This is a genomic window from Arthrobacter sp. CJL-S3 (assembly GCF_056711635.1).
On sequence record NZ_CM160046.1, the window covers coordinates 3,427,957 to 3,454,914 of the forward strand.

The window sequence follows — 26,958 nt, forward strand, 5'->3', positions numbered from 1 at the left end:
TGTCATTGCTTCACCATAGGGACTGCGGGGAACACGGTTCAACGGTCCGGAAACCCGGGGTCACGCGGGTTCATGCGGCGTCATATGCGGGACCGCCATCCGGGGTTTACGGCGGATTTATTGCGGATTAGTCGCCTTTAACGTTGACGAGCTGCCGGAGCTTGTGCCGGATCTTGACAAGGTCCGCGGAGTCGCGCATCACCGTGTCGATGGGTTTGTACGCCGCCGGGATCTCGTCGATGAAGGCCTTGCTGGGACGGAATTCGATGCCCTGCATGGCGGCCTTCAGCTGGGTCAGGGTGAAGGTCTTCTGCGCCGCGTGCCTGGAGTATTCGCGCCCGGCGCCGTGCGGGGAGGAGTTCAGGGACTCTTTGTTCCCCAGCCCGACGACGACGTAGGACGCGGTGCCCATGGAGCCGGGAATCAGCCCGGCGTCGCCCGCCTCGGCCCGGATCGCTCCCTTGCGCGAGACCCAGACGGACTTGCCGTAATGCCATTCCTTGGCGGTGAAGTTGTGGTGGCAGTTGATCCGTTCGGCCTCGCGGACGGAGCCGCCGGTCCAGGATTCGAACTGCCGGACCACCCGGTCCATCATCTCCTCGCGGTTCAGCAGGGCGAAGTGCTGGGCCCAGCGGAGTTCCCGGATGTACCGGTCGAATTCAGGGGTGCCCTCCCGGAGGTAGGCCAGGTCCGGGTGCGGCACGACGATCTGCCCGCTCCGGACCGCGCTGCGGGCCTCGCCGATGTGCCGCTGCGCGAGTTTGTTGCCGACGCCGCGGGAGCCGGAATGCAGGAAGAGCCAGACGGCGTCCGTCTCATCCGCGCACACCTCGATGAAGTGGTTGCCCGAGCCCAGCGACCCCAGCTGCAGCGTCCAGTTGGCGGCGTACTGGCCGGGGTCGAACCGCGCCTTCGCCGCCAGGCGCCGCAGCTGGTCAATCCGGGGTGCGGCGGTGGCGCTGATCCTGTGGTTGAAGTGGCCGGCGGAGAGCGGAACGGCGTGCTCGATGCCCTCCCGCAGCGGTTTGCGGTCCTTGGGCAGGTCCTTGACGGCGTACTGCGTGCGGACGGCGATCATGCCGCAGCCGATGTCCACGCCCACAGCCGCGGGGATGACGGCGTCGAGGGTGGGAATGACCGATCCCACGGTGGCGCCCAGGCCCAGGTGGGCGTCCGGCATGAGCGCCAGATGCGGAAAGATGATGGACAGCTGCGCCGTGGTCAGGGCCTGCTGGCGGGTCGCGTCGTCAAGGATCGAGGCCCAGCTGAACAGCTTGCTGTTGATGACTTCCAACGGAACCCCCGTCCCGGCCCGCACCCCGGAGCACCGGCCTGCGGACCCTCACTGCCAGTTCACCTCGCGAAAAGACTCGCTCATCCGCGGAATGCAGCTCCGTGGTCGCGCGCCCACGTCGCGAAGGAACGCGGCTCGCGGCCAGTCACAGCACGGACTGTGTCCGTCGGCTGCGCTATGAAGCCGCTGCGCAGCAGCGGGAACATCTGCTCGAAGTGCGCGAGGAGCCAGCCCGGGATCCCCATCTGAACGAATGTCTGCCTGGCGGCCTCGTCGGAGATAATGACGAACTCGACGGTGCGGTCCGCCACCCTCGATAGCTCCTCGGCAACCTGCTCGTAGGTGAGCGGCTCCGGCCCGCTGAGGTCGAGGATCTGGCCGTCGTAAGCGTTGGTGACCAGCGCCGCCGCTGCGACCGCTCCGGTGTCACGCGGGTCGATCATCGCGATCCGGGCCCCGCCCAGCGGTGCGAACAGCTTGCCGGTCTGACGCACCGGCTCCGCCGAGGCGAGCAGGTTGGTCATGTAGTAGTACGAGTGCAGGACCACCGACGGGATCGCGGACGCGCGAAGGTTATCCTCGATCCGTCCGTGCCAGTCGAAGGGAGGAAGCGGCGACCCTGCCTCGGCGCCGATCGTGGAGGCCTTGACGATTTGTTGAATCCCGGCCGCGCGCGCAGCTTCGATCACGGCCGTCTCGTGCGCCACCTTTTGTGGGTGGTCGGCCGACGAGAGAAACACTGCGTCCACTCCATCGAGCGCGCGGTCGATCGATGCGGCGTCCTCGAAGTTTCCCCGTGCCAGCTCGACGCTTGCCCCGAGACGCTCCCGCGCGCGCGTCTCGTCACGAACGAAGGCGCGCACCGGAACCCCCTTTGCGGTGAGCTCCGCGACGACCGCCGCGCCGACGTTCCCGGTCGCTCCCGTTACCAGGATCATGATCCCTCCGCCTCCCGCACCTTGGTGACGCGCACCAACCATGGTTCGTCCCAGGTGCCGCCCGGCTGCTTGGGGCCACCGCTGTTACGGACCCGGCAGCTTCATGCTAGGCGCCTCATCTCCGCAGTGCCATGGCCCAAGGTTCGTTCCGCGCAATTCGCAGCGCAGGGACCAAGGACACCGGCCGGTCGTGTCCTGCCGAACTGGGGCAGCGAGGGATGCGACGCCGGGCCGGCCTCAGATCGAGTAGCGCTCGTCCTCGTGGTCGCCGGGGTGGTCCTTGACGAGGCCGGCGGCGAGGGTGTTGCCGTCCTGCGGATCGATCACCAGGAACGCCCCGGTGCGGCGGTGGTGCAGGTAGTTCTCCAGCGGCAGCGGTGCGGCGAGCCGCAGCTGGGCATGTCCAATGTCGTTGAGCTCCAGTGTGCTGGTCGGCTCGAGCTGGAAGTTGGCGAGGTCCAGCTTTCCCGTCACGTTCCGGACCAGGGCCTGGACCGTGCGGGTGCCATGCTTGACCAGGACCTTGGCGCCCTCGCGGAGCGGTTTCGGCGAGAGCCAGCACAGCGCGGCGTACAGGTCGGCCGAGGCTTCCCGGATGGTGCCGGCCGCCGCGATCGTGTCCCCGCGGGCGACGTCGAACTCGTCCGCCAGGCGCAGGGCCACGGACTGCGGCGCCACGGCCTCGGTGAGCCGCCGTCCCGCGAAGTCGATGCCTGTCACCGTGGTGGTGCGCGGCGCCTGGCCCGGGGTGAGGACGCTGACCTGGTCCCCGAGTTTCACCGAGCCCTCGGTGATCTGGCCTGCGTAGGCGCGGTAGTCGCGGTAGCCCTCGACGTCGAGCCCGGCGGCGACGGCGTCGGGAGCCAGCGCCCCCTGCGGCCGGACGACCAGCTGGACCGGGAAGCGGAAGCTCTCCAGGTGGCTTTCGAGTTCGTCCGCGGCCGGCAGCGTCTCAAGGACCTCGAGCAGGGCCGGGCCATCGTACCAGGGCGTGCGGTCCGAGCGGTCCACGACGTTGTCGCCGTCGAGCGCGGACACCGGGATCACCAGCAGATCGGCGATCCCGTCCGCACCCAGGCCGAGTTCGCGGCCGACCTTCTGCACGTCCGCCTCGATCTCGCGGAACACGGACTCGCTGAAGTCCACCAGGTCGATCTTGTTCACGGCGACAATCACGTGCGCCACCCGCAGCAGCTGCAGCACGGACAGGTGCCGGCGGGTCTGCTCAAGGACACCCTTGCGGGCGTCGATGAGCACGACGACGGCGTCCGCGGTGGACGCGCCGGTCACCGTGTTCTTGGTGTACTGCACGTGCCCGGGGCAGTCCGCGAGGATGAAGCTGCGGCGGTCCGTGGCGAAGTAGCGGTAGGCGACGTCGATGGTGATGCCCTGTTCCCGCTCGGCGCGCAGGCCGTCGGTGAGCAGTGCGAGGTCGATCGCCTGAATACCGGCCGCGCCGGCGCCGCCGAAGCCGCGGTCCGCGGAGGTGCGGGCGACGGCGTCGAGCTGGTCGGCGAGGATCGCCTTGGAGTCGTGCAGGAGCCGGCCCACCAGGGTGGACTTGCCGTCGTCGACCGATCCAGCGGTCGCGAAACGGAACAGGGAAGCATGCGCCAGGGGCGCCTCGTCAAGCAGGGCGGCCGCGCGGGCGCTGTTGATTTCGGTGCTCATTAGAAATAGCCATCCTTCTTGCGGTCTTCCATGGCGGCCTCGGAGATGCGGTCATCCGCCCGGGTGGCGCCACGTTCGGTGATGGTGGAGGCGGCAACTTCGATCACGACGTCGCGCACGGTGGCGGCGGCCGATTCCACCGCGCCGGTGCAGGACATGTCGCCGACGGTCCGGTAGCGGACGGTCTTGGTAATGACCTGCTCGGTGTCGCGGGGCTGGGAGACCTCGCCGACCGCGCGCCACATGCCGTCGCGGGCAAAGACCTCACGGTCGTGGGCGTAGTAGAGGCCGGGGAGGTCGATGTTCTCGCGCTCGATGTAGCGCCAGACGTCGAGTTCGGTCCAGTTGCTGATCGGGAACGCGCGGACGTGCTGTCCCACGGTGTGCCGGCCGTTGTAGAGGTTCCACAGCTCGGGCCGCTGGTTGCGCGGGTCCCACTGGCCGAACTCGTCGCGCAGGCTGAGGATGCGTTCCTTCGCGCGGGCCTTGTCCTCGTCGCGGCGGCCGCCGCCGAAGACGGCGTCGAACTTGTTGCGCTGGATCGCGTCCAGTAACGGGACGGTCTGCAGCGGGTTGCGGGTGCCATCGGCACGCTCGGCCAGTTCTCCGGAGTCGATGAACTCCTGAACGGAGCCGACGACGAGCTTGAGCCCCAGCCGCTCGACGGTCCGGTCGCGGAACTCGATGACCTCGGGAAAGTTGTGCCCGGTGTCCACGTGCAGCACCGGGAACGGCACCTTGCCGGGCCAGAACGCCTTGGTGGCCAGGTGCAGCATCACCACGGAATCCTTGCCGCCGGAGAACAGCAACGCCGGCTTCTCGAACTCGGCGACGACCTCGCGGATGATGTGGATGGCCTCGGACTCGAGGGTGTCCAGGCTGGAGAGGCGGGCCGAGCGCGTAGCCGCAGCAGCAGATGCCGCCCCGGGAGTGGCATCGGGCCTGTCGGAGCCGCGCGCATCGTCCGAAGGACGGATGCCGCGCGGCGCAGGGGCGGGGGCGGCATCTGCTGCGGAGGCGGTGATGGGGGCGGCATCGGGGTCGACGGCCACGAAAGTCTCAACATTGCTCATACGTGTAGTCCGCATTCTGTCTTGTCGGTTCCTGCCCAGCGGCCGGCGCGGGGGTCGTCGCCGGGCGCCACCTTGCGGGTGCAGGGCTGGCAGCCAATGGACGGGTAGCCCTGTGAAAGCAGCGGGTTGACGGGGAGGAGATTGTCGTCGGAGTACTGGACCAGCTGGTCGAAGCTCCAGGCCGCCACCGGGTTGACCTTGACCAGGCCGTTGACCTCGTCCCACGTGACCAGCGGTGTGTTGGTGCGGGTGGGGGCCTCGTCGCGGCGGACGCCGGTGAACCAGAGTTCGTAGCCGGCCAGGGTGCGGCGCAGCGGGGCGACCTTGCGCAGCGCGCAGCACTGGGCGGCGTCGCGGGCGAAGAGGTCCTTGCCGAGGAGCCGGTCCTGCTGCTCCACGGTGTTCTCCGGCAGCACGTCGACGACGTTCACGCGCAGGCTCGCCGCGACCTCGTTACGCGTCGCGTAGGTTTCCGGGAAGTGGTAGCCCGTCTCCAGGAAGAGCACGTCGACGCCGGGAAGCTGGTCCGCGACGAGCGCCGGCAGGACGGCGTCGGCCATGGAGCAGGCGACGGCGACCGCGGGCAGCTCGAAATTGCGCGCCACCCAGGCGATCACCTCCCGGGCCGGGGCGTCCCAGCCGAGCTCGGCGGCGCCGGACTCGGCGATGACCTTGAGCTCGTCGTGGGTGCGGAGGGCAACGGGGCCATTGGCAGGCGATGCCGACCCCGCGGATGCCGCCCCCTGGGGAGCTGCGCCAGCTACGGGGTCAACGCCCAGTGCGTGCTTGCTCATTGCAGATCACCCTCATCGGCCGCGAAGGCCCATTCGGCGAAGGTCTGGCCTTCGGTGTGGTCGGCCACGAACTTCCGGACCACGCGCTCGACGTAGTCGGGCAGGTCCTCGGCGGTGACCTTGAGCCCGCGGACGGTGCGTCCAAGGCCCGCCTCCTCGCGGCTGTCGGAAGCCAGCCCGCCGCCGAGGTGGACCTGGAAACCCGGGGTGGGGTCGCCGTCGGGCGTGGGAAGCATCATGCCCTTGAGGCCGATGTCCGCGGTCTGAATCCGGGCGCAGGAGTTGGGGCAGCCGTTGATGTGCAACGACAGCGCCTGCGGGAGCTGCTTGGACTCGACCAGGTCGGCGAGGCGGCGTTCCAGCTCGGCGACGGCGGTGGCGGCCGTGACCTTGGTTTCGACGATGGCGAGCTTGCAGTATTCGATGCCGGTGCAGGCGATCGTGCCGCGGCGGAACACGGACGGCCGGGCGGAGAGGCCCAAGGCGTCGAGTTCGGCGACGAGCGGTTCCACCTGGTCCTTGGGCACGTCGAGGACGACGAGCTTCTGGTGCGGGGTGGTGCGCAGCCGCTGCGAGCCGCGGGCCTCCAGGGTGTCGGCGAGCTTCACGAGCTGGCCGCCGGAGAGGCGCCCGGCGAGCGGTGTGGCGCCGATGAAGAACTTGCCGTCCTTCTGCTCGTGCACGCCGATGTGGTCGCCCGGGGTGGAGGGTTTGGGCGCGGCCGGGCCGTCGTCGAGCTTGTAGCCGAGATATTCGTCCTCGAGGACCTGGCGGAACTTCACCGGTCCCCAGTCGGCCAGCAGGAACTTCAGCCGGGCCTTGGTGCGCATGCGCCTGTAGCCGTAGTCGCGGAAGATGCTGGTGACGCCGAGCCAGACGTCGGCGGCCTGGTCCGGCCGGACGAAGGCGCCGAGGCGCTTGCCCAGCATCGGGTTGGTGGAGAGCGCGCCGCCGACCCAGAGGTCGTAGCCGATGCCCAGTTCCGGGTGGACCAGGCCCACCAGCGCGACGTCGTTGATCTCGTGCACGACGTCCTGGCTGGGGTGGCCGGTGATGGCGGTCTTGAACTTGCGCGGCAGGTTGGCCAGTTCCGGGTCGCCGATGAAGCGCTCGGCCAGCTCGTGGATCAGCGGCGTCGGGTCGATGATCTCGTCCTTGGCGATGCCGGCGACCGGGGAGCCGAGGATGACGCGGGGCACGTCGCCGCAGGCTTCCGTGGTGGACAGGTCCACGGATTCGAGGCGGCGCCAGATTTCCGGGACGTCCTCGACCCGGATCCAGTGCAGCTGGATGTTCTGGCGGTCGGTGAGGTCGGCCGAGTCGCGGGCGAAGTCGACGGAGATCTGGCCGATGACGCGCAGCTGCTCGGTGGTGAGGGCGCCGCCGTCGATCCTGACCCGCAGCATGAAGTACTTGTCCTCGAGCTCGTGCGGCTCGAGCGTGGCGGTCTTGCCGCCGTCGATCCCGGGCTTGCGCTGGGTGTAGAGGCCCCACCAGCGGAAGCGGCCGTGCAGGTCTGTGCCCTCGATCGAGTCGAAGCCGTGCTTGGAGTAGACGGACTCGATACGCTCGCGGACGTTCAGGCCGTTGTCTTCCTGCTTCCAGGTTTCGTTGGCGTTCAGCGGCGCGGTGCCGTCCACTTTCCACTGCCCGTGCGGCTTTGCGGCGGGGCGGGAGGTGGGGCGCTTGGTGCGGCCTGGGGCAGCCTGGTCCGGGGACGCTCCGGCTAGAGCTGTATCAGTCATGGATCGACTGTAGGGCGGGCCGTAATGCCGTCACAAAGGTCCGGAAACGCTAAGTCACCTAGGGCAACAAATCGTCACGAAGCGTCGGCGAGCCTTGAAGTGGCGCGGGCGGTGTGCATGGGGCGGGTGCGTCAGGCGCCGGACCCCGGGCGCACGACGGCGGGCGGGTCGCCTCCGCGTCAGGCGCCGCAGTTGCGCTTGGGCCGGAGGGCGACGGCGGCGGGCCGCCCCGGGTCAGGCGCCGGCCGCGAGCGCGGCGTCGTAGCGTTCCAGTGCGATCTCGGCGAGCACCGGCGACGGCAGCAGCGCCGCCGTGACGAGGTCCGCGCCGGCCTTCTGGAGCTGGTCGTGGAAGAAGCCCGGGGCCAGAAGGTAGGCGGCGATGACCACACGTCCGCCCAGGTCCACGGCCCCGGCCGACTCCCCCGCGCCGGCGCCGCCCGCGGCCTCCTCGCGGAGCATGGCCACGGCCTCGGGCACTGACGGCTTCGCGGACGCACCGTACGCGGCCACGATCCGGTTGGACCGCAGCGCGCGCAACTGCTCCGTGAGCACCTCGACATTCTGCGCGGCGGTGGGGTCCGAGGACCCGGCAGCGGCGAGGATCACGGCGTCGTTATCGGTCACGCCGGCCTCCCGGAGCCGCTGATCCAGCAGCGCCGCGAGCCGCGGATCGGGCCCGAGCGGGGCGGCGGCGCGGGTGTTCGGGCGGCTCTTGACGGCCCGGGCGATGTCCACTTTCACGTGGTACCCGACGCTCAGCAGCAGCGGGACGACGACGGCGGTCTCCCCCGCAGGCAGGCCCGCGACGACGTCCGGCAGCTCGGGGTTCTGGACGTCGACGTAGGCCTCGCGGACGTCGAGTCCGGGCCGCAGCGCGGCGATCCCGTCGCGGAGGGCGTTGACTTCGGCGGCACCCTCGGTGCTCGAGGTGCCGTGGGCGCAGGCGATCAGGATGGGGCTATTCATAGCCGTTAGCGTAACCTTGGACCCGCCCCATCCGCCCCCTTGCTATCCCACCGGGACCCTCCATGACTTTTTCCTTCAGCGTTGTCCTGCTCTGGCTGGACCTGGCCGGGGTCTTCTTCTTCGCGGTCTCCGGGTCCCTGCTCGCGGCACGGAAGCAGTTCGACATCGTCGGCTCGGTGCTGCTGGCCTCGGTGGTGAGCCTGGGCGGCGGCGTCATCCGCGACATCATCATCAACGCCGGCCCGCCCGCGGCCTTCACCAACCCGGCCTACCTGGCGCCGCCGGTGCTGGCCGCGGTGCTTGTGTACTTCCTGTTCTCCAGTGTCCAGCGCTACACCTCCCTGCTCATCCTGTTCGACGCCGGCGGCCTGGCCCTGTTCTGCATCACCGGAACCCTCAAGGCGCTCGACGCCGGGATGAACCCGGTCGCGGCGGTGCTGCTGGGGGTCACGACGGCGGTGGGCGGAGGACTGCTGCGCGACATCACCGCCAATGAGGTGCCGCAGCTGTTCGACCCGAAGGACATCTACGCCCTCCCGGCGTTTGCGGGGGCGGTCCTGACCGTGGCCCTGTCCGTCACCGGCACATTCAACGCCTTCACCGCGGCTGCCGTGGCCGCCGTCGTTTTCGCCTTCCGCGTCACGGCCTGGCGGCGGAAGTGGTACGTTCCGCTGGCGGTCCGCGGCTGGCACCGGCTCGGCCTGAACGCGGCGGATGGCGGGTCCAAGGATTAGCTAGGATAAGAACCATGACTGACATGTTCCTCGAGAAGTTCCGCGCGCTTGTTCCGAAGTATCTCGAAGACGAATGGCAGGAAGAGGATGGCCTCGAGGCCGAGGAGCTGGACGAGGCTCTCGCCGAGCACCAGTTCCAGGTGCCGATGGTGCTGCGGGAGTTCTACCTCGCGGTCGGCGGCTGCGAGGACATCATGGAGGCGTACCACTACTTCTGGGACCCCGAAGAGCTCGAAGTTGATGACGAAGGCTTCCTCATGTTCCTCGAGGACGAGGAAGAGCAGTTCACCTGGGGTTTCCGGGTCGGCGACCTCAGCGTCCCGGACCCGATCGTGTACCGCCGCAACAACGCCCGCGGCCAGTGGAAGAGCGAAGAGGGCACGTTCTCCGAGTTCGTCTTCGACATGTTCGAGTGGGCCTTCAACGACGAGGACGAGGACTAAGCCCCCGCCTGGCCGTCGGATTCTCCCCACCTTTGACTGGCACAGTCCGCGTGTTGCCCCGAACCGCCGGGGATCCCCACCGCCGTGAAGCCAAAGGTGGGGAATCTCAGCGCACCACCCGGCCCCGCAGAACCTGCCACACTTCCCGGACGATCTTTTGCGGGTTGTAGACAACGTCGTGGTACCCGTAACGGAGTACGGCGTACCCGGTGAGTGTGCTGGCATTGTTCCTCAGCCGGTCTTTCTTGACCTGCCGGGCTTCCATGTGCGTGCTTCCATCGATCTCCACGATGAGGAAGCCTTCCAGCAGAAAATCCACGATACCGATTCCTGGCAGGTCCACCTGCGTCTGCGTGTAGATCCCTTCACTCCGGAACAGCAGCCTGGCCACGACTTCTATCGCAGAGTCCGCGGTTCCGTCGACTAGCTCCAGGACTCTGCGTGCGCCTCCGTTTCGATTTCCCGGAAGGCGTTGCCCGAGGTAGCCGAGCGTGGTGCGGCCCTGAACCAAGGCGCTTTCCACCATGACCGCGGCTTCCACAGCTGGCAGGCATCTCACGGCATGCAACAACGAGTCGGTCAGCCCGGCCACCGGGCGGGGAAACTCCGGCGGCACCACACTGCCACGATGAACCACGACGCCGGCAGCCGAGCCATGCCGGCACAGGAGGTGCAGCCGCGCCGGGGCAAAAAGTCTCCAGAGCCCGTGGTGCGGGGCCGCCGAGGCGCAGCACAGCAGACCGTTGGCCAGGACGGCGGCAACGAGGTCCGGCTGCGCACCGTGCAGCGCCACTACTCCGTGCCGCAACCGCACTGCCTGCCCGGAAGCCAGGGTGTTCCTGATGGTTCGCTCGGTGAATCCGGCCTGCAACAGCGTCGCCGTCCGGGCCACCGAGCCGGCGTATCTCAGATACTCGGTGAGGTCCATGCCTCCAGCAGACCGGGCGGTGACCACGTCGTAGAACCGGCAGTTGGACTATGTGGACAAACTCTCCGCCGAATTTCCCCACCTCTCAGACACCCCAACGGCGTGCCGAAGCGAAAGGCCCGGGGTCTGGCGATGGAAACGTTGAAACATGGGGAAAGTCCGTCAGGCGTCCCCAGACAGTCCTGTGACACTGGATTTACAGAAACCCTAGACAGCGTGACACTTCTGTCATATGCTCGTTCATGGGTTCACCAAATGCCTCCGGTGGATCTGATGCGAACGGAGAAATGGCCCCGGTTCGACGCAACGTATGACTCGAAACGTTGCAGGAACCGGGGCCATTCCGTTTAAGCCGGAGCCCGTAGGGTCAGCTGGCGCGGTCCACCACGGCCAGCGCGAAGTTGGTCAGCGAGTCCTTCACGACACCTTCGGGCAGCGGCGCGAGGGCGGCAATGGCTTCCTGGGCCCAGGCCCGGGCCACCACCCAGGATTCCGCCGTCACGGGGTGCTCGCGCAGGCCGGCGACCGCGGCGGCGAGGGCCTCGTCGGAGCTAAGGTCGCCGTCGATGAGCTTCAGGAGTTCGACGGCGGACTGGTCGCCGTTCTCGGCCTTCTTGCGCAGCAGCAGCACGGGCAGCGTCGGCACACCCTCACGCAGGTCGGTGCCCGGGGACTTGCCGGACTTGACCTTGACGCCGGTGACGTCGATGACGTCGTCGGCGAGCTGGAAGGCCACGCCCACCTTTTCTCCGTACTCGACCAGCATCGGCTCGTAGGCCTCATCGGCGCCGGAGAAGATCGCGCCGAGCTGGCCGGAGGCCGCCACGAGCGAGCCGGTCTTGTCCGCGATGACCGAGAGGTAGTGCTCCACCGGGTCCTCGTCCGGGCGCGGGCCGACGGTTTCGTGCAACTGGCCCAGGCAGAGCCGCTCAAAGGTGCGGGCCTGGATGCCGAGCGCGCGGGAACCGAGCTCGGAGACCAGGATGGAGGCGCGGGCAAAAATCAGGTCGCCGGTGAGGACCGCGACGGAGTTGCCCCAGACCTCGTGCGCCGTGGGGGCGCCGCGGCGGAACGGCGCGGAGTCCATGACGTCGTCGTGGTAGAGCGTCGCCAGGTGCGTCAGTTCGACGACGACGGCGGCCTGCACCACCGCGGGCCGGGAGGCGTCGCCCAGGTGCGCGCAGAGCAAAGTCAGCAAGGGACGGATGCGCTTGCCGCCGGCTTCCACGAGGTGGCGCGACGTCGCGTCAGCCAGCGGATCGGAGTTGGCAATGGCTTCGCGCAGCTTCTTCTCCACGCGGGCCAGGTTTGTGGTGATCGCCGGTCCCAGTTCGGGGTCCCCCGCGATCGCGGCAAAGCCGGCCGGCAGCTGCAATCCGGTGGCTATCGCTGTGGTGTTGAGGCTGGGCTCGGAGCTCGGCAGGCCGTGTCCGGCGTGCGTCCAGCTTTGGTCTGCAGAGTTGGTCACGGGTTAACCCTAACTTTTGTTGCGGAAACCGCGGAGTTGGCGCCGGTGTGGGTCGGGGTGTCGCCGTGCGCAGGGGCGTCGCCGGAGGCCGGGCCGGCCTGCGCCGGGCCCGCACTGGCAGCGCCTGCACTGGCAGCGTCCGCCCGGGACAGGCCCTGGTTGGACGTCGCCGGGACCAGCGATTCCAGCACCCGGATGACTCGGTCCTCGAAGCCCTTGGCCGCGGGATCGGTCAGGTTGGCCAGCAGCCGCACCACAAAACGCATCAGCACAGGGATGGGCATGCCCGTCCGGAGGGCCAGTTTCATTACGGCCGGCTTGCCGATCAGGGCCGCGAAAGCCCGGCCCAGGGTGAAGTGCGAACCCCACTGGTCCCGCACGTAGTCCGCGTACCGCGACAGGTGCGCATCGGCGTCGGCCGGTCCCCAGCCCGCGGAGGCCGAGCGGGCGGCGCCGTCGATGATGAACTCGGCCGCGAACCGGGCCGACTCCATGGCGTAGGAGATGCCCTCGCCGTTGAACGGGGAGACCATCCCGCCGGCGTCGCCGAGCAGCAGCAGACCGGGCGAGTAGTGCGGGGTGCGGTTGAAGCCCATTGGCAGCGCGGCGCCGCGGATCTCGCCGACCTGGTTTTCCGGAGTGAATCCCCAGTCGGCGGGCATGCCGGCGGTCCATTCGCGCAGGACCTGCTTGTAGTCCAGCTTGCCGAATTCCTTGGACGAGTTCAGGATGCCGAGGCCCACGTTGGAGGTGCCGTCGCCGACGCCGAACACCCAGCCGTAGCCGGGCAGCAGCTTGCCGTCGCGGCCGGGGAGCTCCAGCCAGCCTTCCATCCAGTCGTCGTCGTGCCGCGGCGAGGTGAAGTAGGTGCGGACGGCGACGCCGAGCGGCCGGTCGTCGCGCTTCCGGATGCCCAGCGACACAGCGGTGCGGGTGGAGTTCCCGTCCGCGGCGAGCACGACGTCGGCGCTGAAGTCGCGGGTCTCCCCGGTCTTGCGGCCGGACTCATCGAGCAGGGCGGCGCGGACGCCGGTGACGCGGCCGCCGTCGGAGCGCAGTGCCTCGGTGACGCTGTGGCGTTCCAGCACGACGGCGCCCGCGGACTGGGCGTGCCGGGCCAATTCCTCGTCGAAGCCGAGGCGGGTGCGGATCAGGCCGTACTGCGGGAAGTCGGAGACCTCGGGCCAGGGCAGTTCGATGCTGCGGCCGCCGGCCAGCAGGCGCAGGCCCTTGTTGCGGCGCCAGCCGTCGGCCTCGGGGTGCGGCAGGCCGAGCTTCTGGATCTCGCGGACGGCGCGGGGGGTGAGCCCGTCGCCGCAGACCTTTTCCCGCGGGAAGCTGGTCTTCTCCAGCACCGTGACGTCGATGCCCGCCTGCGCCAAGTAGTAGGCGGCTGTGGATCCGGCCGGACCTGCTCCGACGATCAGTACTTTCACGGCGGCGACGAACTAACGCGCGGGCCGGGCGATGTTGCGGCGCAGCTTCGCCACCGGTCCGGTGTGGGCGGCCAGCGCCGCGGCGGCCGCGGAGGGGCCGGCCTCGGCGCCGGGCTTGATGCCGCGGTGCACGGCGACGATGCCGCCGCTGAGGTTGCGGTAGGACACCTTGTCCCAGCCGGCTTCCTGCAGCCAGGCCGCCAGGTGGTCCTGGTCCGGCCAGGCGCGGATGGACTCGGCGAGGTAGACGTAGGCGTCCGGGTTGGAGGAGACCTTGACGGCGATCGCGGGCAGCGCGCGCATCAGGTATTCCGTATACATGGTCCGCCACAGCGGCACCACGGGCTGGGAGAACTCGGCGATGACCAGCTTGCCGCCGGGCTTGGTGACCCGGAGCATCTCGGCCAGGGCCTTCTTCGGCTCGTTGACGTTGCGCAGGCCGAAGGAGATGGTGCTGGCATCGAAGGTGTTGTCCGCGAAGGGCAGGCGCGTGGCGTCCCCGGCGATGAAGTCGATGTCGGGGCGGCGGCGCTTGCCGACCTTGAGCATGCCGAGGGAGAAGTCGCAGGCGATCACATCTATGCCGGCGTCGGCATACGGTTCGCTGGAGGTGCCGGTGCCGGCGGCGAGATCGAGCACCCGCTGGCCGGGCTTCACGTCCATGGCTTCGACCACAACCTTGCGCCAACGGCGCGTCTGCCCCATCGACAGGACATCGTTGACGACGTCGTATTTGGGGGCGACGTCGTCAAACATCGTGGCTACTTCGTCCGGACGCTTATCCAAGGATGCTCGGTTCACCCTTACAGTGTCTCAAATGATCAGCACACACCCTAACCACGCCTGAACTGGGGCTGAACCCGGCGCCCGTGGCGCCGTGTTGTGCCTGCGGCCGGGCCTCCGTTGTGCCTGCGGCCGGGCCTGCGCCGAGCCTGCGCCGGGCCTCCGGCGCGTCGGGAGTAGTGTGGTCTCACTATGACGAGCGCGTTCCGAACCTTGACAGTCCCCCTCGATGCAGAATCATTCCCCGGGGGGCTGCCGTCGTTTCTGGTCCGGGACGACCTCCTCTGCTGGACCCGCCGCGAAGCCGGCCTGGTCGGCTTCGGCGAGGTGGCCCGGTTCACCGCCACGGGACCCGAGCGTTTCCTCGAAGCGGACATCTGGTGGCGCCACCTGGTCATTGAGGCCGAGATCGATGACCCCGTCGACTGGCCCGGCACCGGCCCCGTCGCCTTCGGCTCGTTCGCCTTCTCCAAAGCCTCCGCACACGAATCGCGGCTGATCGTGCCGGAAATCGTCGTCGGGCTTCGTGACGGCAAGGCCTGGCTCACGCAGATGACGTTCGACGACGGCGACCTCACCGAAGCGGGCGCCCGCGCCGCCCTGGACCGCTGGCTCAGCGGCGGTGCCGGTGCCAGCGGCAGGGCTGATGCTGCCAGCATTGCGGACGGCACCCTTGTTCACGCCAACTTGGCGCAAAGCAGTCTTGTTGACGGCACCCCTGCGGACGGCACCCTGGTTGACGCCACCCTGGTGACGGGCCCGACGCCGGGAACCGGCTCCGTTATGGACGGCACCGCCGCAATCGGCACAGCCGGGGACGGCACCCCCGGGACCTCCGCCGCGCCGGCGGGCGGCGCCGTCGTGCGCCCCATGCCGCTGGCCGCCGGAGCGACGCTGCACACCGGATCGCTCAGCGAAGAAGACTGGATGGCGGCCGTGGCCGCGGGCGTGGCGGAGATCCGCACCGGGGCGCTGGAGAAGCTGGTGCTCGCCCGCGACATTGTCGCCACCGTCCCGTCCGGGGTGAACGCCGCCGAAATCCTCCGCCAGCTCGCCGTCCGCTACCGCGAATGCTGGACCTACGGCGTGGACGGGCTGGTGGGCGCGACCCCGGAGATGCTGATCCAGGTGGAGGGCCGCACCGCGCAGGCCCGCGTCCTGGCCGGCACCTTGGACCGCCGTGACGCCGACGGCATGGACGGCTCGCCGCTGGAGTTCGCCGAGCGGGTGCTGGCCGGATCCGAAAAGCAGCGGCACGAACACGACATCGCCATCCAGTCCCTGACCACGCAGCTGGCACCGTTCTCGGAGGCGATGAACGCGCACAGCGAACCCTTCATCCTGGAACTGCCCAACGTCTGGCACCTCGCTTCGGATGTAAAAGCGGAGCTCGCCGAGATCGAAGGCCATGTGCCCACCTGCCTCGCGCTGATCAACGCCCTGCATCCCACGGCCGCGGTCTGCGGCACACCCACGCAAGTCGCGGGCGCACTGATCCGCAAGCTGGAGCACCTGGACCGCGGGCCGTACGCCGGACCGGTCGGCTGGCTCGACGCGGCCGGGAACGGGGAATGGGGCATCGCGCTGCGCGGCGCCGTCATTGAGTCCCCCGAGACCGTGCGGCTCTACGCCGGCTGCGGCGTCGTCGAGGGCTCCGTGCCGGAAGCCGAACTCGCTGAAACCTGGGCGAAGTTCCGGCCGATGCTGGAGTCCCTCGGCATCAACAGCTAGAGTCCGGAATAGGAGACACCGCCGCCCCGCGGGGGCTTGCACTAGTGTCATCAATAGTTATCCAATGGTGAAACTAAGTTTCCTGTGATGCACATCTCGTATTCGGCGATACACTATAAGCCGACTAAGTCACGTCTGCTCCTGCAACAAGAGGTAAAAAACCATGCAGCTCAAGTCCCTCGCCTCGGCAAAGGTGGCCGCCAAGGCAGCCGCACTCCTGGCCGCCGGCGCCCTCACGCTCACGGCCTGCGGCGGCGGCTCGACCCCCGCAGCCACCTCCGAAGGCGGCATCCAGCTCATCAACGCCGGCAAGCTCACCGTCTGCTCGGATGTGCCCTACGAGCCGTTCGAATTCCAGAAGGACGGCAAGATCGTCGGCTTCGACATGGACATCGCGGCCGAGGTGGCCAAGGACATGAAGGCCGAACTCAGCGTCGTCGACAGCTCCTTTGAGGCCATCGAGACCGGTACTGCGCTGACCCAGTGCGACGTCTCCATCTCCTCCATCTCCATCACGGACACCCGCAAGTCGGTCATGGACTTCTCCGACCCGTACCTCGACGACGACCTGACCCTCGTGGCCTCTGGCTCTTCAGGCATCACGAACCTCGACGGCGCCAAGGGCAAGAAGGTCGGCGTCCAGCAGGCCACCACCGGCGCCCAGTACGCGAAGGATCAGGGCCTCGACGCGCAGCAGTTTGAGGACACCGGACTCCTGGTCCAGGCACTCAAGGCCGGCACTATCGACGCAGCCCTGGGCAACCAGTCCGTCCTCGGCTACGCCATCAAGGATGACTCCAATTTCAAGCGCGTGGAGAACTACGCCACCGGTGAAAAGCTGGGCATTGCCATCAAGAAGGGCAACACCGCGATGGCCACCCAGGTCAACGGCACGCTCAAGCGACTGACTGACGACGGCACCTTGGCGAAGTTCGAGACCACCTGGTTCGGCGAACCCTCCAAGTAGCACCCCGGCCTGAGACCGACACAGACGAGGCCCCGTACCGCTGTACAACAGTCCGTACGGGGCCTCAACTGCGCGAAACGAATGTGAGAACACCATGGCAATGACCGCACGTCAACGAGCCAAAGTCAGCCTGTACGTCCAGGCCGGAATCTTTGTGGTGGCCGTGATCGCCCTGATCTTGGCCACGGACTGGGAGACCATCAGCAACAGCGTCTTCAACTTCGCCAAGGTCGGCCCGATGTTCCCGGACATCATCCTTGTGGGCCTGAAGAACACCCTGATCTACACCGCCCTGGGCTTCATCGTGGGCCTGTCCGGCGGCCTGCTGCTGGCGCTGATGAAGCTCTCCTCGTTCCCGCTGTACCGCTGGATCGCCACCGGCTACATCGAGTTCTTCCGCGGTGTCCCGGCCCTGCTGGTGTTCATCGCGTTCGGCTACGGCGTGCCGCTGGCCTTCGGCGTTTCCTGGAACGTGACCGTGGTGGCCATGGTCTCGCTCGGCATGGTGGCCGCGGCCTACATCGCCGAAACCCTGCGCGCCGGCCTGCAGGCCGTGCCGAAGGGCCAGATGGAGGCGGCCCGTTCACTCGGCATGCCGCAGTGGCGGGCGATGATCTCCATCGTCATCCCGCAGGCCTTCCGGATCGTCCTGCCGCCGCTGACCAACGAGGTCATCCTGCTGACCAAGGACTCCTCGCTGATCTACGTGCTGGGCCTGACCGCCTCGCAGTACGAGCTCACGAAGTTCGGCCGCGACGGCATCTCCAGCCTCGGCGCGGGTCTGACCCCGCTCCTGATCGCCGGCGCCCTCTACCTGGTGATCACCATCCCGCTGAGCCTCTTGGCCCGGAAGTTCGAAAGCCGCTCCGCGCGGACGAAGCGATAGGCAGGACAGTCATGAACGACGTCGTACAGAACGCCCCCTCCCCCAGCGGAGCCGTCCACGCCGCCGGGGTCTCCATCAAGGACCTGCGGAAGTCCTACGGCGCCAACGAGGTGCTGAAGGGGATCGACCTCGAGGTTGCCCCCGGCGAGGTCGTCTGCCTGATCGGCCCCTCGGGCTCGGGCAAATCGACCCTGCTGCGCTGCGTGAACCTGCTCGAACAGCCGAACCAGGGCACCATCCACGTGGGCGGCTTCGAATCCACCGACCCGGATGTGGACATCGACAAGATGCGCCGCAAGGTGGGCATGGTCTTCCAGCAGTTCAACCTCTTCCCGCACCTCAGCGCGCTGCAGAACTGCACGATCGCGCAGACCAAGGTGCTCAAGCGCAGCCAGGCAGACGCCTCGGCGGCGGCCCTGAAGAACCTGGAGCGCGTCGGCCTGGGGCACCTCGCGGACCGTTTCCCGGATGAGCTCTCCGGCGGGCAACAGCAGCGGGTGGCCATCGCCCGTGCGCTGAGCATGGACCCCGAACTGATGCTCTTCGATGAGCCCACGTCGGCCCTGGACCCGGAAACCGTGGGCGACGTTCTGTCCGTCATGCGGAACCTGGCCCGGGAGGGAATGACCATGCTGGTGGTGACCCACGAGATGGGCTTCGCCCGCGAGGTCGCCGACCGGGTGGTCTTCATGGACGGCGGCGTCGTCGTGGAGGAAGGTGTGGCCGAGAAGGTCATCAGCTCCCCCGCCCACGCCCGCACCAAGGAATTCCTCCGCCGCGTCCTCGACCCGACCCACATCGACATCACGGAGTAAGTCCCCGCGGATTCCGCGCCGATTTCAGACAGCCGCTACGTGGATCCACGTGGCGGCTGTCCGTTTCCGTAGCGGATTCGCGGGACGCCTTTCTCATCGAGGAAGGCCGCGAACCTCTCCAGGCTGGCGAGCTCCCACCAGGTCCATCGGATCACCCGGCGCCCGGTGGCCCGGATCCGGTCCTCACGAGCCTTCTCCTCAACCACGACATCCGAGGGCGTCCGCCCCTTCAGATAGGCCGCTGCCCGGTATTTCACGAGGCCATCGAATTCGCCGGATAGACCATCCTCCGGCCACTCGAAGTCGGTGAAGCCGACGAGTCCCCGGGCATCCCTAATCTCGTGTTGGAGTACGGGCGCCTTGAATCCCAGCCGATGCATCATCGCCCGGCTCACCGATTCCCCCGGAGAACCCGACGCCGGGTCGCCGAACTCCAGGGCGGTGAGGATCCTCCGGGCTGCGGCGGCCGTGTAGATCCCGGTGATGCCAGCTTCGAGCAGCGCAAGGTTCAGCACCGGCGGCCCATTGCGTGTGGGCCGCAGGACATGGTCGACGGCTGCCACGGCCTGTTCAAAGGATGCGAAGGCGGCCAGGTCCAGCACCGTCCGGGCCCGGGCCGTGACCAGCAGGCCCTGGCGTTCCTCGACCTGGAGGGACTGGGGATCAGCGAAATGCCGCCGCACGCCCGCCCTTGAGCGTCCCCCGCCGGCGTCGGACGTGCACGCGTGAACAGGGTGCCTCGTTCCGACCACCGGGATGTCCGAGATGGCGGCGGCCGACTGCCAGCAGAAGACGGTCCGGCTCCGGAGGGTGGCTGCCGCGGCATGGATCAGCAGCGGATACCGTTCCCAGGGCTGCAGTGCATCCCACGCCTCGGCCCGGACATACACACCCTGGCGCAGGCGTCTGAGCTCCCCGGCCTTGGCTTGCCGGGCAAGCGCACGCGAGTCGCGGCCAAGGCGTGCCAGGTCGCTGCTGAGAATCAGGGCGGGCAGGTCCATGCATCGATACTGGCCCCCGCCTCGGAGCCCCAACAACAGCCCGGCGCCCGGATGTGGAAAACGCCGGCGGCGGCTGGCGGCGGCCAGCGGCGTTCTCGCGTCGCTTTCGGACAGCCGCGCCGAGGATCCGCACCGCCGTCGTCCGAAACCGCCGCGGAAACGTGGGAGGGGCTACTGCGCGGCGGGCGCGGCGGGGCTTACAGGTCGTCAGGAGGCGTTAGATGCGCGGTCAGAGCCGGTGGCCAGCCGCGGAGTGCGCCCAGTTCGAGGATCAGGCTAGTACTCAGGACGCCAGACGGTCGGGCCGCTGGTCCGATACGTGTTCGCTTGACCCTTGCGCAGGCGGGTTGATGGCGGACCAAACATCGTCGAGTGAGAGCCCGAGCACGGCCGCGATCGCCGCGATCGTGGAGAACGCGGGAGTGGCCACACGGCCTGTTTCGATCTTCCGCAGCGTTTCTGGCGAGATGTCTGCGGCCACCGCCACCTCGAACATGGAGCGATCTGTCCTCGCTTGGCGCAGAAGTGCGCCCAAACGTTGTCCGCGTTCGACCGCGGCAGGAGTGAGTGGGAGTCTGACCATGCCTCCAACTATAGTACCGGTATAGTCTTACCGGTATATTTATTGGGAAGCGTGAGAGGGACATCTGGTGATCGAAATATTCAGCTCTTCTGAACTACAGCGAGCGAAGGTAAGCGGAAGGTTCATCGCCACAGTGCTGCAGAGCTTGCAGGAGCGGGTTAGGGTCGGCACAAACCTTCTGGAGATCGACCAGTGGGCCGGTGAGATGATTGCTGCGGCAGGTGCCCAGTCTTGTTATCTCGATTACGCGCCCTCGTTCGGCCGCGGACCCTTTGGCCACTTCATCTGCACATCGGTCAACGACGCCGTGCTGCACGGAATGCCTCACGATTATGCCCTCCAGAATGGCGATCTCCTCACCCTTGACCTGGCTGCGTCCCTCGACGGGATCGTCACCGATGCCGCCGTCAGCTTCGTCGTCGGAGTACCGTCCAGCCCCTCGGACTCCATGTTGATCGAGACGACTCAGCGGGCACTGGAAGCCGGAATTGCGGTTGCCAACCCAGGAGCACGGATAGGGGACATCTCCCATGCAATCGGGGCCGTCCTTGCAGCCGCCGGCTACCTCATCAACACCGAGTTCGGAGGGCACGGCGTGGGGTCTACGATGCATCAGGATCCCCACATCCCCAACACGGGCCGTCCGGGCCGGGGATACCGGCTCCGCACCGGCCTGCTGCTCGCAATCGAGCCCTGGGTCATGGCGGACACCGCCGACCTCGTCACCGACCCGGACGGATGGACACTCCGAAGTGCGACAGGAACCCGCACGGCCCACAGCGAGCACACCGTAGCCATCACGGACGACGGACCTGTAATCCTCACGATCTGACCTTCGCGCACCAAACGCCAACCAAACGCAAGCAGCGCATCCGCGGCGTTTTCGGACAGACGCGCCTCGGATCCGCGCCGCCCTCGTCCGAAACCGCCGCGGAATCGCGCGGCAGGGCTACTGCGCGGCGAGGACTCCGGCCACGGCGGCGGTCACGGCGGCCCGGATGCGGACGTGCAGCTCGCGCAGGCCGCGCCTGTCCGTGTGGACCTCGATGATGCTGCGGCCCTTCCACGGTTCCGCCAGCGCCGCTGCGAGCTCCGCCGTGGTGCTGACCCAGCGGTGCGCGACGCCGTACGCCGCCGCGAGTGCCCCCAGGTCCACGCTGTGCGGGGTGCCGAAGAGGCGTTCGACGGCGGTGCCGTAGCGGCCCGCGGCCTCGACCAGGCCGTGCTCCAGCAGCCCGAAGATGGCCCCGCCGGCATCGTTGAGGACCACGATCCGCAGGTCGGGCTCCGTCTCGCCGGCACCGAGCAGCAGCCCGCCGGCGTCGTGCAGGAAGGTAATGTCGCCCAGCAGCACCGTGGTTTCCTGCCGGCCGGCCAGCGCGATCCCGGTGGCCGTAGCGAGTGTCCCGTCAATGCCGGAGAGACCGCGGTTGGCGAAGACGACGGCGGCCGGCTCAGAAGCGGGCGTTCCGGCGAGATCGACGTCGCGGATGCCGTTGGAGGAGCCGAGCACGAGCTGCCCGCGTGTGTGTTCCCAGACCAGGGCGCCGACAGCGGGTCCGGTCGCGGCCGGCCCTGTGGCGGAAGGCATTGCCGCGGCGGCAGGACCAGCCGCGCCAGGCCCGGCTGCCGCAGGACCGGTTGCGCCGGCCCCGGTCCCAGCCCCGGGCCCGGCAGAACCGGTCACCTCAGGTCCGGCCGCGCCAGTCCCGGTCGCGGCGGGCCCGGACGAAGCGGGCCCGGCCGAAGCGGGTCCGGCCCCCGAGCCAGGCCCCGTCGCGGCGGGCGAAGCGGGTCCGCCCGAAGCAGGCCCAGCACTCCCTGCCAGCACCACGTCCACCGCGTGCTGCGCGGCGGCGCCGGCCAGGAGCCAGGCATCGAGCCACGCCGCGGAGCCGCGGCCGGCGAAGTCGGCCAGGTCGCCCAGGTTGTTCAGCGGGAGTTCGGTTCGGCGGCCGGGCTCGTACCAGGCCACCGGCACCGGCTGGTAGAGCGCGGAGGGGACGTCGGCGCGGGCCAGCAGCGCGCTCACCGGCCGGGAAAGCGTGGGCCGGCCGAAGAGCACCACGCGCTCGATCGGCTGCGCGGACTCCGGGCCGAACGCATCCAGGACAATCCGGTAGGGTCCCACCGCGTTGGGCCCGAACCGGGCGTTGGAGGACGGCTCGGCCAGCAGCGGCAGGCCGTGGGCTCGGGCGAAGGCCTCGGCGACCGGGCCGGCGTCGTGCCCGGCCAGCACCACGGTGCGCCGCTCCGGCAGCCCGGGCGAGGCGGGCGGGAAATCGAGGGCCAGCGGGCCGCGCGGCGCTCGGTACACGCGGCGGCCGGACTCGGGCGGCAGCCGGTCCCCGGGCGCGGGAACGAGCGGGTCGCGGAAGGCCAAGTTGAGCTGCACAGGCCCGGGCGGGGTGTCCTCGAACGCCCCGGTCGCGGCGCTAAGCGCGGTCTCGACGGCGCGCCGCGGGTCGCTGCCGGCGGGCACATCGGCGGCGAAACGGACATGCTCCCCGAACAGGTCCAGCTGCGCCGTGGTCTGGTTGGCGCCGGTCCCGCGGAGTTCCTCGGGGCGGTCGGCCGAGATCACCACGAGCGGGACGGCGGCGTGGTTGGCCTCCATCACAGCCGGCAGCAGATTGCCGACGGCGGTCCCGGAGGTAGTCAGCACCGCCGCGGGCGCACCGGTGGCCAGAGCCAAGCCCAGGGCGGTGAAACCGGCGTCGCGCTCGTCGATCCGGACCAGTAGTTCGACCCGGCCGGCGGCGTCGGCCTCGGCCAGGGCGTAGGCCATCGGCGCGGAGCGCGAGCCCGGCGCGACCACCACGTAGCGGACCCCCTCGAGCAGCAGGGCCGCGACGGCGATCCGCGCGGCATCCAGCGCGCTCAGCTCCTCCGCGCCCAGCTCCTCCGAGCTCACATGTTCTCCGGCGTCTCGATGCCGAGCAGATCCAGGCCCTCGGACAGCCGGCGCAGCACCAGGGCGCACAGGGCGAGCCGCGACTCCCGGACCGAATCCTCGGACTTCAGCACCGGGCACTGGTCGTAGAAGGCCGTGAAGAGCTGCGCGAGTTCGAACAGGTACGTGCACAGCCGGTGCGGCTCCAGCGCCTCGCGCACCTTGTGCAGGGTCGCGCCGTACTCGAGTAGGTGCAGGGCCAGGGCGCGTTCGGCGGGTTCGACGACGGCGATCGGCGTCGCGGGAATGCCGCCGTCGCTGTCGGTCCCGGCAGTTTCGGTCCCGGCGGCGATCAGCGTCCCCGGCTGGCCGCCGTCGATCCTGGTCTCGGCGGTTGTGCCCGGCGTGCCGCCGTCGATCCTGGTCCCGGCGGTTGACCCTGGCGTGCCGCCGTCGGTCCCGGCAGCCTGAACGGCGGTGTACCGCTCCAGCACGCCGGCCTTGCGCAGGATCGAGCGGATCCGGGCGGCGGCGTACTGCACGTAGGGCCCGGTGTTGCCGCTGAGGGCCAGCATCCGGTCGAAGTCGAAGACGTACTCGGTGTCGTGCCCCACGGAGAGGTCGGCGTACTTGACAGCGCCGATGCCCACCTGCCGGGCGGTCACGGCGCGCTCCGCCTCGGTGAGCTCGGGCCGGCTGGCGTCGATGACGGCGCGGGCGCGGTCCACGGCCTCCTCCAGCAGGGCCATCAGCTTGACCGGGGCGCCGGAGCGGGACTTCAGGATCTTCCCGTCCTCCCCCAGCACGTTGCCGATCTGCACGTGCACGGCCTCCACCGTGTCCGGCAGCCACCCGGCGTCGCGGGCCGTAGCCATCACCATGCGCAGGTGCATGTTCTGCGGCGCGCCCACGACGTAGAGGACGCGGTTGGCCTCCAGTTCGCGGACCCGGTAGCGGATGGTGGCGAGGTCGGTGGTGCCGTAGCCGTAGCCGCCGTCGGACTTGCGGATGATCAGCGGCATGGGCTCGCCGTCGCGGCCGGTGAAGCCGGCCGGGAATGTGCACAGGGCGCCGTCGCTGATCCGGGCGATGCCGCGTTCCTCGAGTTCCTGGCACAGCTGTGCGAGATGGGCGTCGTAGGAGCTTTCGCCGGCGATGTGGTCGTCGGTGAGGCTGATGCCCAGCATCGCGTAGATGGCGTTGAAGTAGCGTTTGGACTGGGCCACGAGCCGCTGCCAGACGGCGAAGGTCTCCGCGTCGCCGCCCTGCAGCGCGACGACGCGTTGCCGCGCGCGGGTGGCGAAGCCGTCCTCGTCGGTGGCGGAGGCGTCGAACTTGGCGCGGGCCGCCTGGTAGAACGCGCTGGGGTCATCGACCAGCAGCGCCGCCTCCGGGGAGTCCTCGCCGATCTCCAGCCAGTGCTCGATCAGCATGCCGAACGGGGTGCCCCAGTCGCCGATGTGGTTCTGCCGGATCACGGTGTCGCCCAGCGCCTCGAACACCTTCACGAGGCTGTCGCCCACCACCGTGGTGCGCAGGTGCCCGACGTGCATTTCCTTCGCGACGTTCGGGGAGGAGTAGTCGACGACGACGCGCTGGGCTTCCGCCGCCGGCACGGCCGGGGCGCCGGGAGACGCGGCATTGAGCAGCTCCTCGATCCAGGTCCCGTCGAAGGTGAGGTTAATGAAGCCGGGTCCGGAGATCTCGACGGCGGTGCAGATCCCGTCCAGGTCCAGGGCCTCGACGATCCGGGCGGCGGCGTCCCGCGGGGCCATGCCGACCTTCTTGGCCAGTGCCATGGCGGCGTTGATCTGGATGTCCGCGAACTGCGAGGGCCGGACCACGGGATCGGTCTCGCGGTACTCTTCGCCGAACGCGCTGGCAATTGCTGCCTGGACTCTGGGGACAACCATTTCGGCCGGATTATTCACACTGTTCAAATTATCAGTTCCCCCGCACCCCGGAAGCCCCGGCGCTCCCCCGCCCGTGTCCCCCAATCACCAGACGCGGGAGCGTCCCGGGGGCTGGCGTGTCTACTCGATGACGTAGCGCTGCATCATGTCGTTGTCCTCGTGCTCGAGGATGTGGCAGTGCCACACGTACGGACCGGTGAAAGAGGTCTGGAACGCGGTCACGGAGCCGGCCGCGTTCGCGCCGAACGGTACAACGATCCGGGTGACCTCCCCCGGCATGGCTACGACGGTGTCCTTCCACCCCCGTTCGTTGGCGGGCGGTGCCTGCGGGCCGCCTCTCAGGAACGCGGCCACGGCCGGTGGCGGGAAGGAGCCGCCGTCGGGCGCCAACGGCTGCGGCCCGTAATTGGCGGCCAGGTAGCCCGCAGAGTCGAACTTCTGCCTGTTGAGCACCTGGAACTGGGTGAAGTGCAAGTGGATCGGGTGGGCGTCGACGGTGGTGTTGACCAGGTCCCACCGTTCGAGGGTGGCCGCGCCGACGGTTGTGGTCGCCCCCGAGGCCTCAAAGCTCCTGTTGTTCAGCAACGCCATCAGCGGAGAGCCCAAAGTGTTGAGGTTTTCCACCATCGTCATGGTCCGGACGGCGGCAACCGGCCGGGCCGCGGTGGCCAGCGGCGCGATCGGCACTGCGCGCAGGGTTGCCGGCAGCGGCGCTGTCCACCCGGATGCACTGGTCACCGAGAACTGCATGATCTGGGGAAGGGGCGAACCGCCGCGCCTGACTGCGCGCGCACCGTCAGGGAACGGCACACGGGCATTGTTAGTGAGAACCACCTTGGCGCCTGACGCCAGCCCGGCGAAGTCGATCACGACGTCGGCCCGTTCGCCGGGGCCGAGCAACAGGGTCGTGAGGGGAACGGGAGCGTTGAGCAGGCCGCCGTCCGAGCCGATCTGAAAGAATCCGATGGTCTGACCCGCGGACTTGAGCTTGAGATTGTAGAAACGGGCATTCGACCCGTTGTAGACCCGGAACCGGTACTTGCCCTGGGCGACGTTGAGATTTGGCCAGGCCTTGCCGTTGACCGTTGCCACATCGCCAAAGAACTCGGGCGCCCAGGGCCGTCCAGCTGTCCCGGGATTGGCGTTGGGCGGGTAGAGGAAGGTCCCGTCGGGGTTGAACATACGGTCCTGGATGACCAGCGGCACCTCGAAGGGGGCAGGCGGCAGGCCGGTGGAGCCGTCGCCGGGGTCATCGCTGTTGCGGACTAGATAGCCGCCGGCCAGTCCCGCGAACACGTTGAGCCGCGTGATGCCCAAGGCATGATCGTGATACCAGAGACCGGCAGCCTCCTGCGTGTTCCCGTAGTGGTAGGTCTTCGATGCGCCGGTCGCGAAGGTGTCGGTGGGGTCGCCGTCGTCGCCCGGGCTGGTGTTCCCGCCATGCAGGTGGACGGAGGCCCGTGGGCCGGTGGCGTCGGCGGCGACGGTGCCGGCGATGTCGTAGTCGATAGCGGAAGCCAGCGGGTGCGCGCCGAGACGATTCACCATGGTCAGGTCGAACGGGACACCCTGTTTCGCCACGATGACGGGGCCGAGGTAGTCCTGCGAAACGGTACCGCCGCGGTAGGCAAACGTCGGCGTCGCGGTCATCGCACTGTGGAATTTATGAGTTGAATTGACCATCTCGATGGTTGCGCTGCCACCGTCCGTTGCATCGATGACGCCCAGTTGCGCCAGCGTCGGCAGTTGCTCGGTGAAGGGAGTAACCCCCGTCGGAACGGCCGCAGAGGCTGTTGATGTGATGACCGGCGCGAGTAGCAATCCTGCGCCTGCCGCAGCGCCGGCCTCAAACAGAGTTCGTCGTGTGATTTCCATGTCAGACACTCACCCACC

General features: G+C 68.7%; 22 protein-coding genes and 1 pseudogene. 7 read left to right on the plus strand and 16 right to left on the minus strand.

What is annotated here, in order from left to right:
- Positions 1-127: 127 nt before the first annotated feature.
- From AC06G6_RS15685 to AC06G6_RS15715, 7 genes are all read right to left on the minus strand, one after another.
- Entirely contained in the window at positions 128-1,294 is a 1,167-nt protein-coding gene (locus AC06G6_RS15685; RefSeq protein ID WP_479823518.1) for an RtcB family protein, read from the minus strand.
- Between the two features lie 80 nt (positions 1,295-1,374).
- Entirely contained in the window at positions 1,375-2,232 is an 858-nt protein-coding gene (locus AC06G6_RS15690; protein WP_479823520.1) for an SDR family oxidoreductase, read from the minus strand.
- Positions 2,233-2,469: 237 nt separating this feature from the next.
- The gene (locus tag AC06G6_RS15695; protein WP_479823522.1) at positions 2,470-3,903 is read right to left on the minus strand and encodes a sulfate adenylyltransferase subunit 1; all 1,434 of its coding nucleotides are present in this window, start codon (positions 3,901-3,903) and stop codon (positions 2,470-2,472) included.
- On the minus strand, positions 3,903-4,976 hold the full coding sequence (gene cysD, locus AC06G6_RS15700; RefSeq protein WP_479823524.1) for a sulfate adenylyltransferase subunit CysD: 1,074 nt from the start codon (positions 4,974-4,976) through the stop codon (positions 3,903-3,905). The genes AC06G6_RS15695 and cysD overlap by 1 nt, the downstream gene beginning before the upstream one ends.
- Entirely contained in the window at positions 4,973-5,770 is a 798-nt protein-coding gene (locus AC06G6_RS15705; protein WP_479823526.1) for a phosphoadenylyl-sulfate reductase, read from the minus strand. The genes cysD and AC06G6_RS15705 overlap by 4 nt, the downstream gene beginning before the upstream one ends.
- Positions 5,767-7,515 (minus strand): nitrite/sulfite reductase, encoded by a 1,749-nt coding sequence (locus AC06G6_RS15710; RefSeq protein ID WP_301230819.1) that lies wholly within the window; start codon positions 7,513-7,515, stop codon positions 5,767-5,769. Before AC06G6_RS15710 ends, AC06G6_RS15705 begins: the two co-directional genes overlap by 4 nt.
- Positions 7,516-7,749: 234 nt before the next feature.
- Positions 7,750-8,484: a sirohydrochlorin chelatase gene (locus AC06G6_RS15715; RefSeq protein WP_479823528.1), complete on the minus strand. Its 735-nt coding sequence runs from the start codon at positions 8,482-8,484 to the stop codon at positions 7,750-7,752.
- A 62-nt stretch (positions 8,485-8,546) separates the two neighbouring features.
- On the opposite strand from AC06G6_RS15715, the gene AC06G6_RS15720 reads away from it, so the two are divergent.
- Together AC06G6_RS15720 and AC06G6_RS15725 are read left to right on the plus strand one after the other, a co-directional pair.
- Complete coding sequence (locus AC06G6_RS15720; RefSeq protein ID WP_479823530.1) at positions 8,547-9,218, plus strand: trimeric intracellular cation channel family protein; 672 nt, start codon at positions 8,547-8,549, stop codon at positions 9,216-9,218.
- A 14-nt stretch (positions 9,219-9,232) separates the two neighbouring features.
- Positions 9,233-9,661 (plus strand): hypothetical protein, encoded by a 429-nt coding sequence (locus tag AC06G6_RS15725; RefSeq protein WP_479823532.1) that lies wholly within the window; start codon positions 9,233-9,235, stop codon positions 9,659-9,661.
- A gap of 106 nt (positions 9,662-9,767) precedes the next feature.
- On the opposite strand, the gene AC06G6_RS15730 is transcribed toward AC06G6_RS15725, so the two are convergent.
- The 4 genes and pseudogenes from AC06G6_RS15730 to AC06G6_RS15745 all read right to left on the minus strand — a co-directional run bounded on the left by AC06G6_RS15730 (position 9,768) and on the right by AC06G6_RS15745 (position 14,294).
- Positions 9,768-10,589, minus strand: coding sequence for an endonuclease domain-containing protein (locus AC06G6_RS15730; RefSeq protein WP_479823534.1), 822 nt, complete (start codon positions 10,587-10,589; stop codon positions 9,768-9,770).
- A 367-nt stretch (positions 10,590-10,956) separates the two neighbouring features.
- A complete protein-coding gene (locus AC06G6_RS15735; RefSeq protein WP_307460927.1) occupies positions 10,957-12,057 on the minus strand; it encodes a polyprenyl synthetase family protein in 1,101 nt (366 codons plus the stop codon).
- 158 nt (positions 12,058-12,215) lie between these two features.
- Positions 12,216-13,493 (minus strand): annotated as a pseudogene (locus AC06G6_RS15740) (geranylgeranyl reductase family protein); the annotation flags it as partial.
- Positions 13,494-13,505: 12 nt separating this feature from the next.
- Entirely contained in the window at positions 13,506-14,294 is a 789-nt protein-coding gene (locus tag AC06G6_RS15745; RefSeq protein ID WP_479823536.1) for a demethylmenaquinone methyltransferase, read from the minus strand.
- 174 nt (positions 14,295-14,468) lie between these two features.
- On the opposite strand from AC06G6_RS15745, the gene AC06G6_RS15750 reads away from it, so the two are divergent.
- The 4 genes from AC06G6_RS15750 (at position 14,469) to AC06G6_RS15765 (ending at position 18,675) form a co-directional block, all read left to right on the plus strand.
- The gene (locus AC06G6_RS15750; RefSeq protein WP_479823538.1) at positions 14,469-16,007 is read left to right on the plus strand and encodes an isochorismate synthase; all 1,539 of its coding nucleotides are present in this window, start codon (positions 14,469-14,471) and stop codon (positions 16,005-16,007) included.
- A 163-nt stretch (positions 16,008-16,170) separates the two neighbouring features.
- Positions 16,171-16,974 carry an ABC transporter substrate-binding protein gene (locus AC06G6_RS15755; RefSeq protein ID WP_479823540.1) on the plus strand — a complete coding sequence of 268 codons (804 nt, stop codon included), beginning with the start codon at positions 16,171-16,173 and terminating at the stop codon, positions 16,972-16,974.
- Between the two features lie 94 nt (positions 16,975-17,068).
- Positions 17,069-17,860 carry an amino acid ABC transporter permease gene (locus AC06G6_RS15760; RefSeq protein ID WP_307460939.1) on the plus strand — a complete coding sequence of 264 codons (792 nt, stop codon included), beginning with the start codon at positions 17,069-17,071 and terminating at the stop codon, positions 17,858-17,860.
- Between the two features lie 11 nt (positions 17,861-17,871).
- Complete coding sequence (locus AC06G6_RS15765) at positions 17,872-18,675, plus strand: amino acid ABC transporter ATP-binding protein (protein ID WP_479823542.1); 804 nt, start codon at positions 17,872-17,874, stop codon at positions 18,673-18,675.
- Between the two features lie 35 nt (positions 18,676-18,710).
- Here the strand turns inward: AC06G6_RS15765 and AC06G6_RS15770 are convergent, their stop codons facing one another.
- Both AC06G6_RS15770 and AC06G6_RS15775 read right to left on the minus strand, forming a co-directional pair.
- Entirely contained in the window at positions 18,711-19,676 is a 966-nt protein-coding gene (locus AC06G6_RS15770; protein WP_479823544.1) for a type IV toxin-antitoxin system AbiEi family antitoxin domain-containing protein, read from the minus strand.
- 283 nt (positions 19,677-19,959) lie between these two features.
- Entirely contained in the window at positions 19,960-20,259 is a 300-nt protein-coding gene (locus AC06G6_RS15775; protein WP_479823546.1) for a helix-turn-helix domain-containing protein, read from the minus strand.
- 67 nt (positions 20,260-20,326) lie between these two features.
- Between AC06G6_RS15775 and map the strand changes: the two genes are divergently transcribed.
- Positions 20,327-21,091, plus strand: a complete 765-nt coding sequence (map, locus tag AC06G6_RS15780) for a type I methionyl aminopeptidase (RefSeq protein ID WP_479823548.1) — start codon at positions 20,327-20,329, stop codon at positions 21,089-21,091.
- Between the two features lie 117 nt (positions 21,092-21,208).
- Here the strand turns inward: map and menD are convergent, their stop codons facing one another.
- The 3 genes from menD to AC06G6_RS15795 form a co-directional block, all read right to left on the minus strand.
- Complete coding sequence (gene menD, locus AC06G6_RS15785) at positions 21,209-23,173, minus strand: 2-succinyl-5-enolpyruvyl-6-hydroxy-3-cyclohexene-1-carboxylic-acid synthase (RefSeq protein WP_479823550.1); 1,965 nt, start codon at positions 23,171-23,173, stop codon at positions 21,209-21,211.
- Positions 23,170-25,065, minus strand: a complete 1,896-nt coding sequence (argS, locus tag AC06G6_RS15790; protein ID WP_479823552.1) for an arginine--tRNA ligase — start codon at positions 25,063-25,065, stop codon at positions 23,170-23,172. Before argS ends, menD begins: the two co-directional genes overlap by 4 nt.
- Positions 25,066-25,185: 120 nt before the next feature.
- Complete coding sequence (locus AC06G6_RS15795; RefSeq protein ID WP_479828714.1) at positions 25,186-26,940, minus strand: multicopper oxidase family protein; 1,755 nt, start codon at positions 26,938-26,940, stop codon at positions 25,186-25,188.
- Positions 26,941-26,958 lie beyond the last annotated feature (18 nt).

Excerpts from the sequence above, each read along its gene's own strand:
- AC06G6_RS15690 (WP_479823520.1), bottom strand. The coding sequence starts at position 2,232 with ATGATCCTGGTAACGGGAGCGACCGGGAACGTCGGCGCGGCGGTCGTC.
- AC06G6_RS15695 (WP_479823522.1), bottom strand. The coding sequence starts at position 3,903 with ATGAGCACCGAAATCAACAGCGCCCGCGCGGCCGCCCTGCTTGACGAG.
- cysD (WP_479823524.1), bottom strand. The coding sequence starts at position 4,976 with ATGAGCAATGTTGAGACTTTCGTGGCCGTCGACCCCGATGCCGCCCCC.
- AC06G6_RS15705 (WP_479823526.1), bottom strand. The coding sequence starts at position 5,770 with ATGAGCAAGCACGCACTGGGCGTTGACCCCGTAGCTGGCGCAGCTCCC.
- AC06G6_RS15710 (WP_301230819.1), bottom strand. The coding sequence starts at position 7,515 with ATGACTGATACAGCTCTAGCCGGAGCGTCCCCGGACCAGGCTGCCCCA.
- AC06G6_RS15715 (WP_479823528.1), bottom strand. The coding sequence starts at position 8,484 with ATGAATAGCCCCATCCTGATCGCCTGCGCCCACGGCACCTCGAGCACC.
- AC06G6_RS15720 (WP_479823530.1), top strand. The coding sequence starts at position 8,547 with ATGACTTTTTCCTTCAGCGTTGTCCTGCTCTGGCTGGACCTGGCCGGG.
- AC06G6_RS15725 (WP_479823532.1), top strand. The coding sequence starts at position 9,233 with ATGACTGACATGTTCCTCGAGAAGTTCCGCGCGCTTGTTCCGAAGTAT.
- AC06G6_RS15730 (WP_479823534.1), bottom strand. The coding sequence starts at position 10,589 with ATGGACCTCACCGAGTATCTGAGATACGCCGGCTCGGTGGCCCGGACG.
- AC06G6_RS15750 (WP_479823538.1), top strand. The coding sequence starts at position 14,469 with ATGACGAGCGCGTTCCGAACCTTGACAGTCCCCCTCGATGCAGAATCA.
- AC06G6_RS15755 (WP_479823540.1), top strand. The coding sequence starts at position 16,171 with ATGCAGCTCAAGTCCCTCGCCTCGGCAAAGGTGGCCGCCAAGGCAGCC.
- AC06G6_RS15760 (WP_307460939.1), top strand. The coding sequence starts at position 17,069 with ATGGCAATGACCGCACGTCAACGAGCCAAAGTCAGCCTGTACGTCCAG.
- AC06G6_RS15765 (WP_479823542.1), top strand. The coding sequence starts at position 17,872 with ATGAACGACGTCGTACAGAACGCCCCCTCCCCCAGCGGAGCCGTCCAC.
- AC06G6_RS15770 (WP_479823544.1), bottom strand. The coding sequence starts at position 19,676 with ATGGACCTGCCCGCCCTGATTCTCAGCAGCGACCTGGCACGCCTTGGC.
- AC06G6_RS15775 (WP_479823546.1), bottom strand. The coding sequence starts at position 20,259 with ATGGTCAGACTCCCACTCACTCCTGCCGCGGTCGAACGCGGACAACGT.
- argS (WP_479823552.1), bottom strand. The coding sequence starts at position 25,065 with ATGGTTGTCCCCAGAGTCCAGGCAGCAATTGCCAGCGCGTTCGGCGAA.
- AC06G6_RS15795 (WP_479828714.1), bottom strand. The coding sequence starts at position 26,940 with ATGGAAATCACACGACGAACTCTGTTTGAGGCCGGCGCTGCGGCAGGC.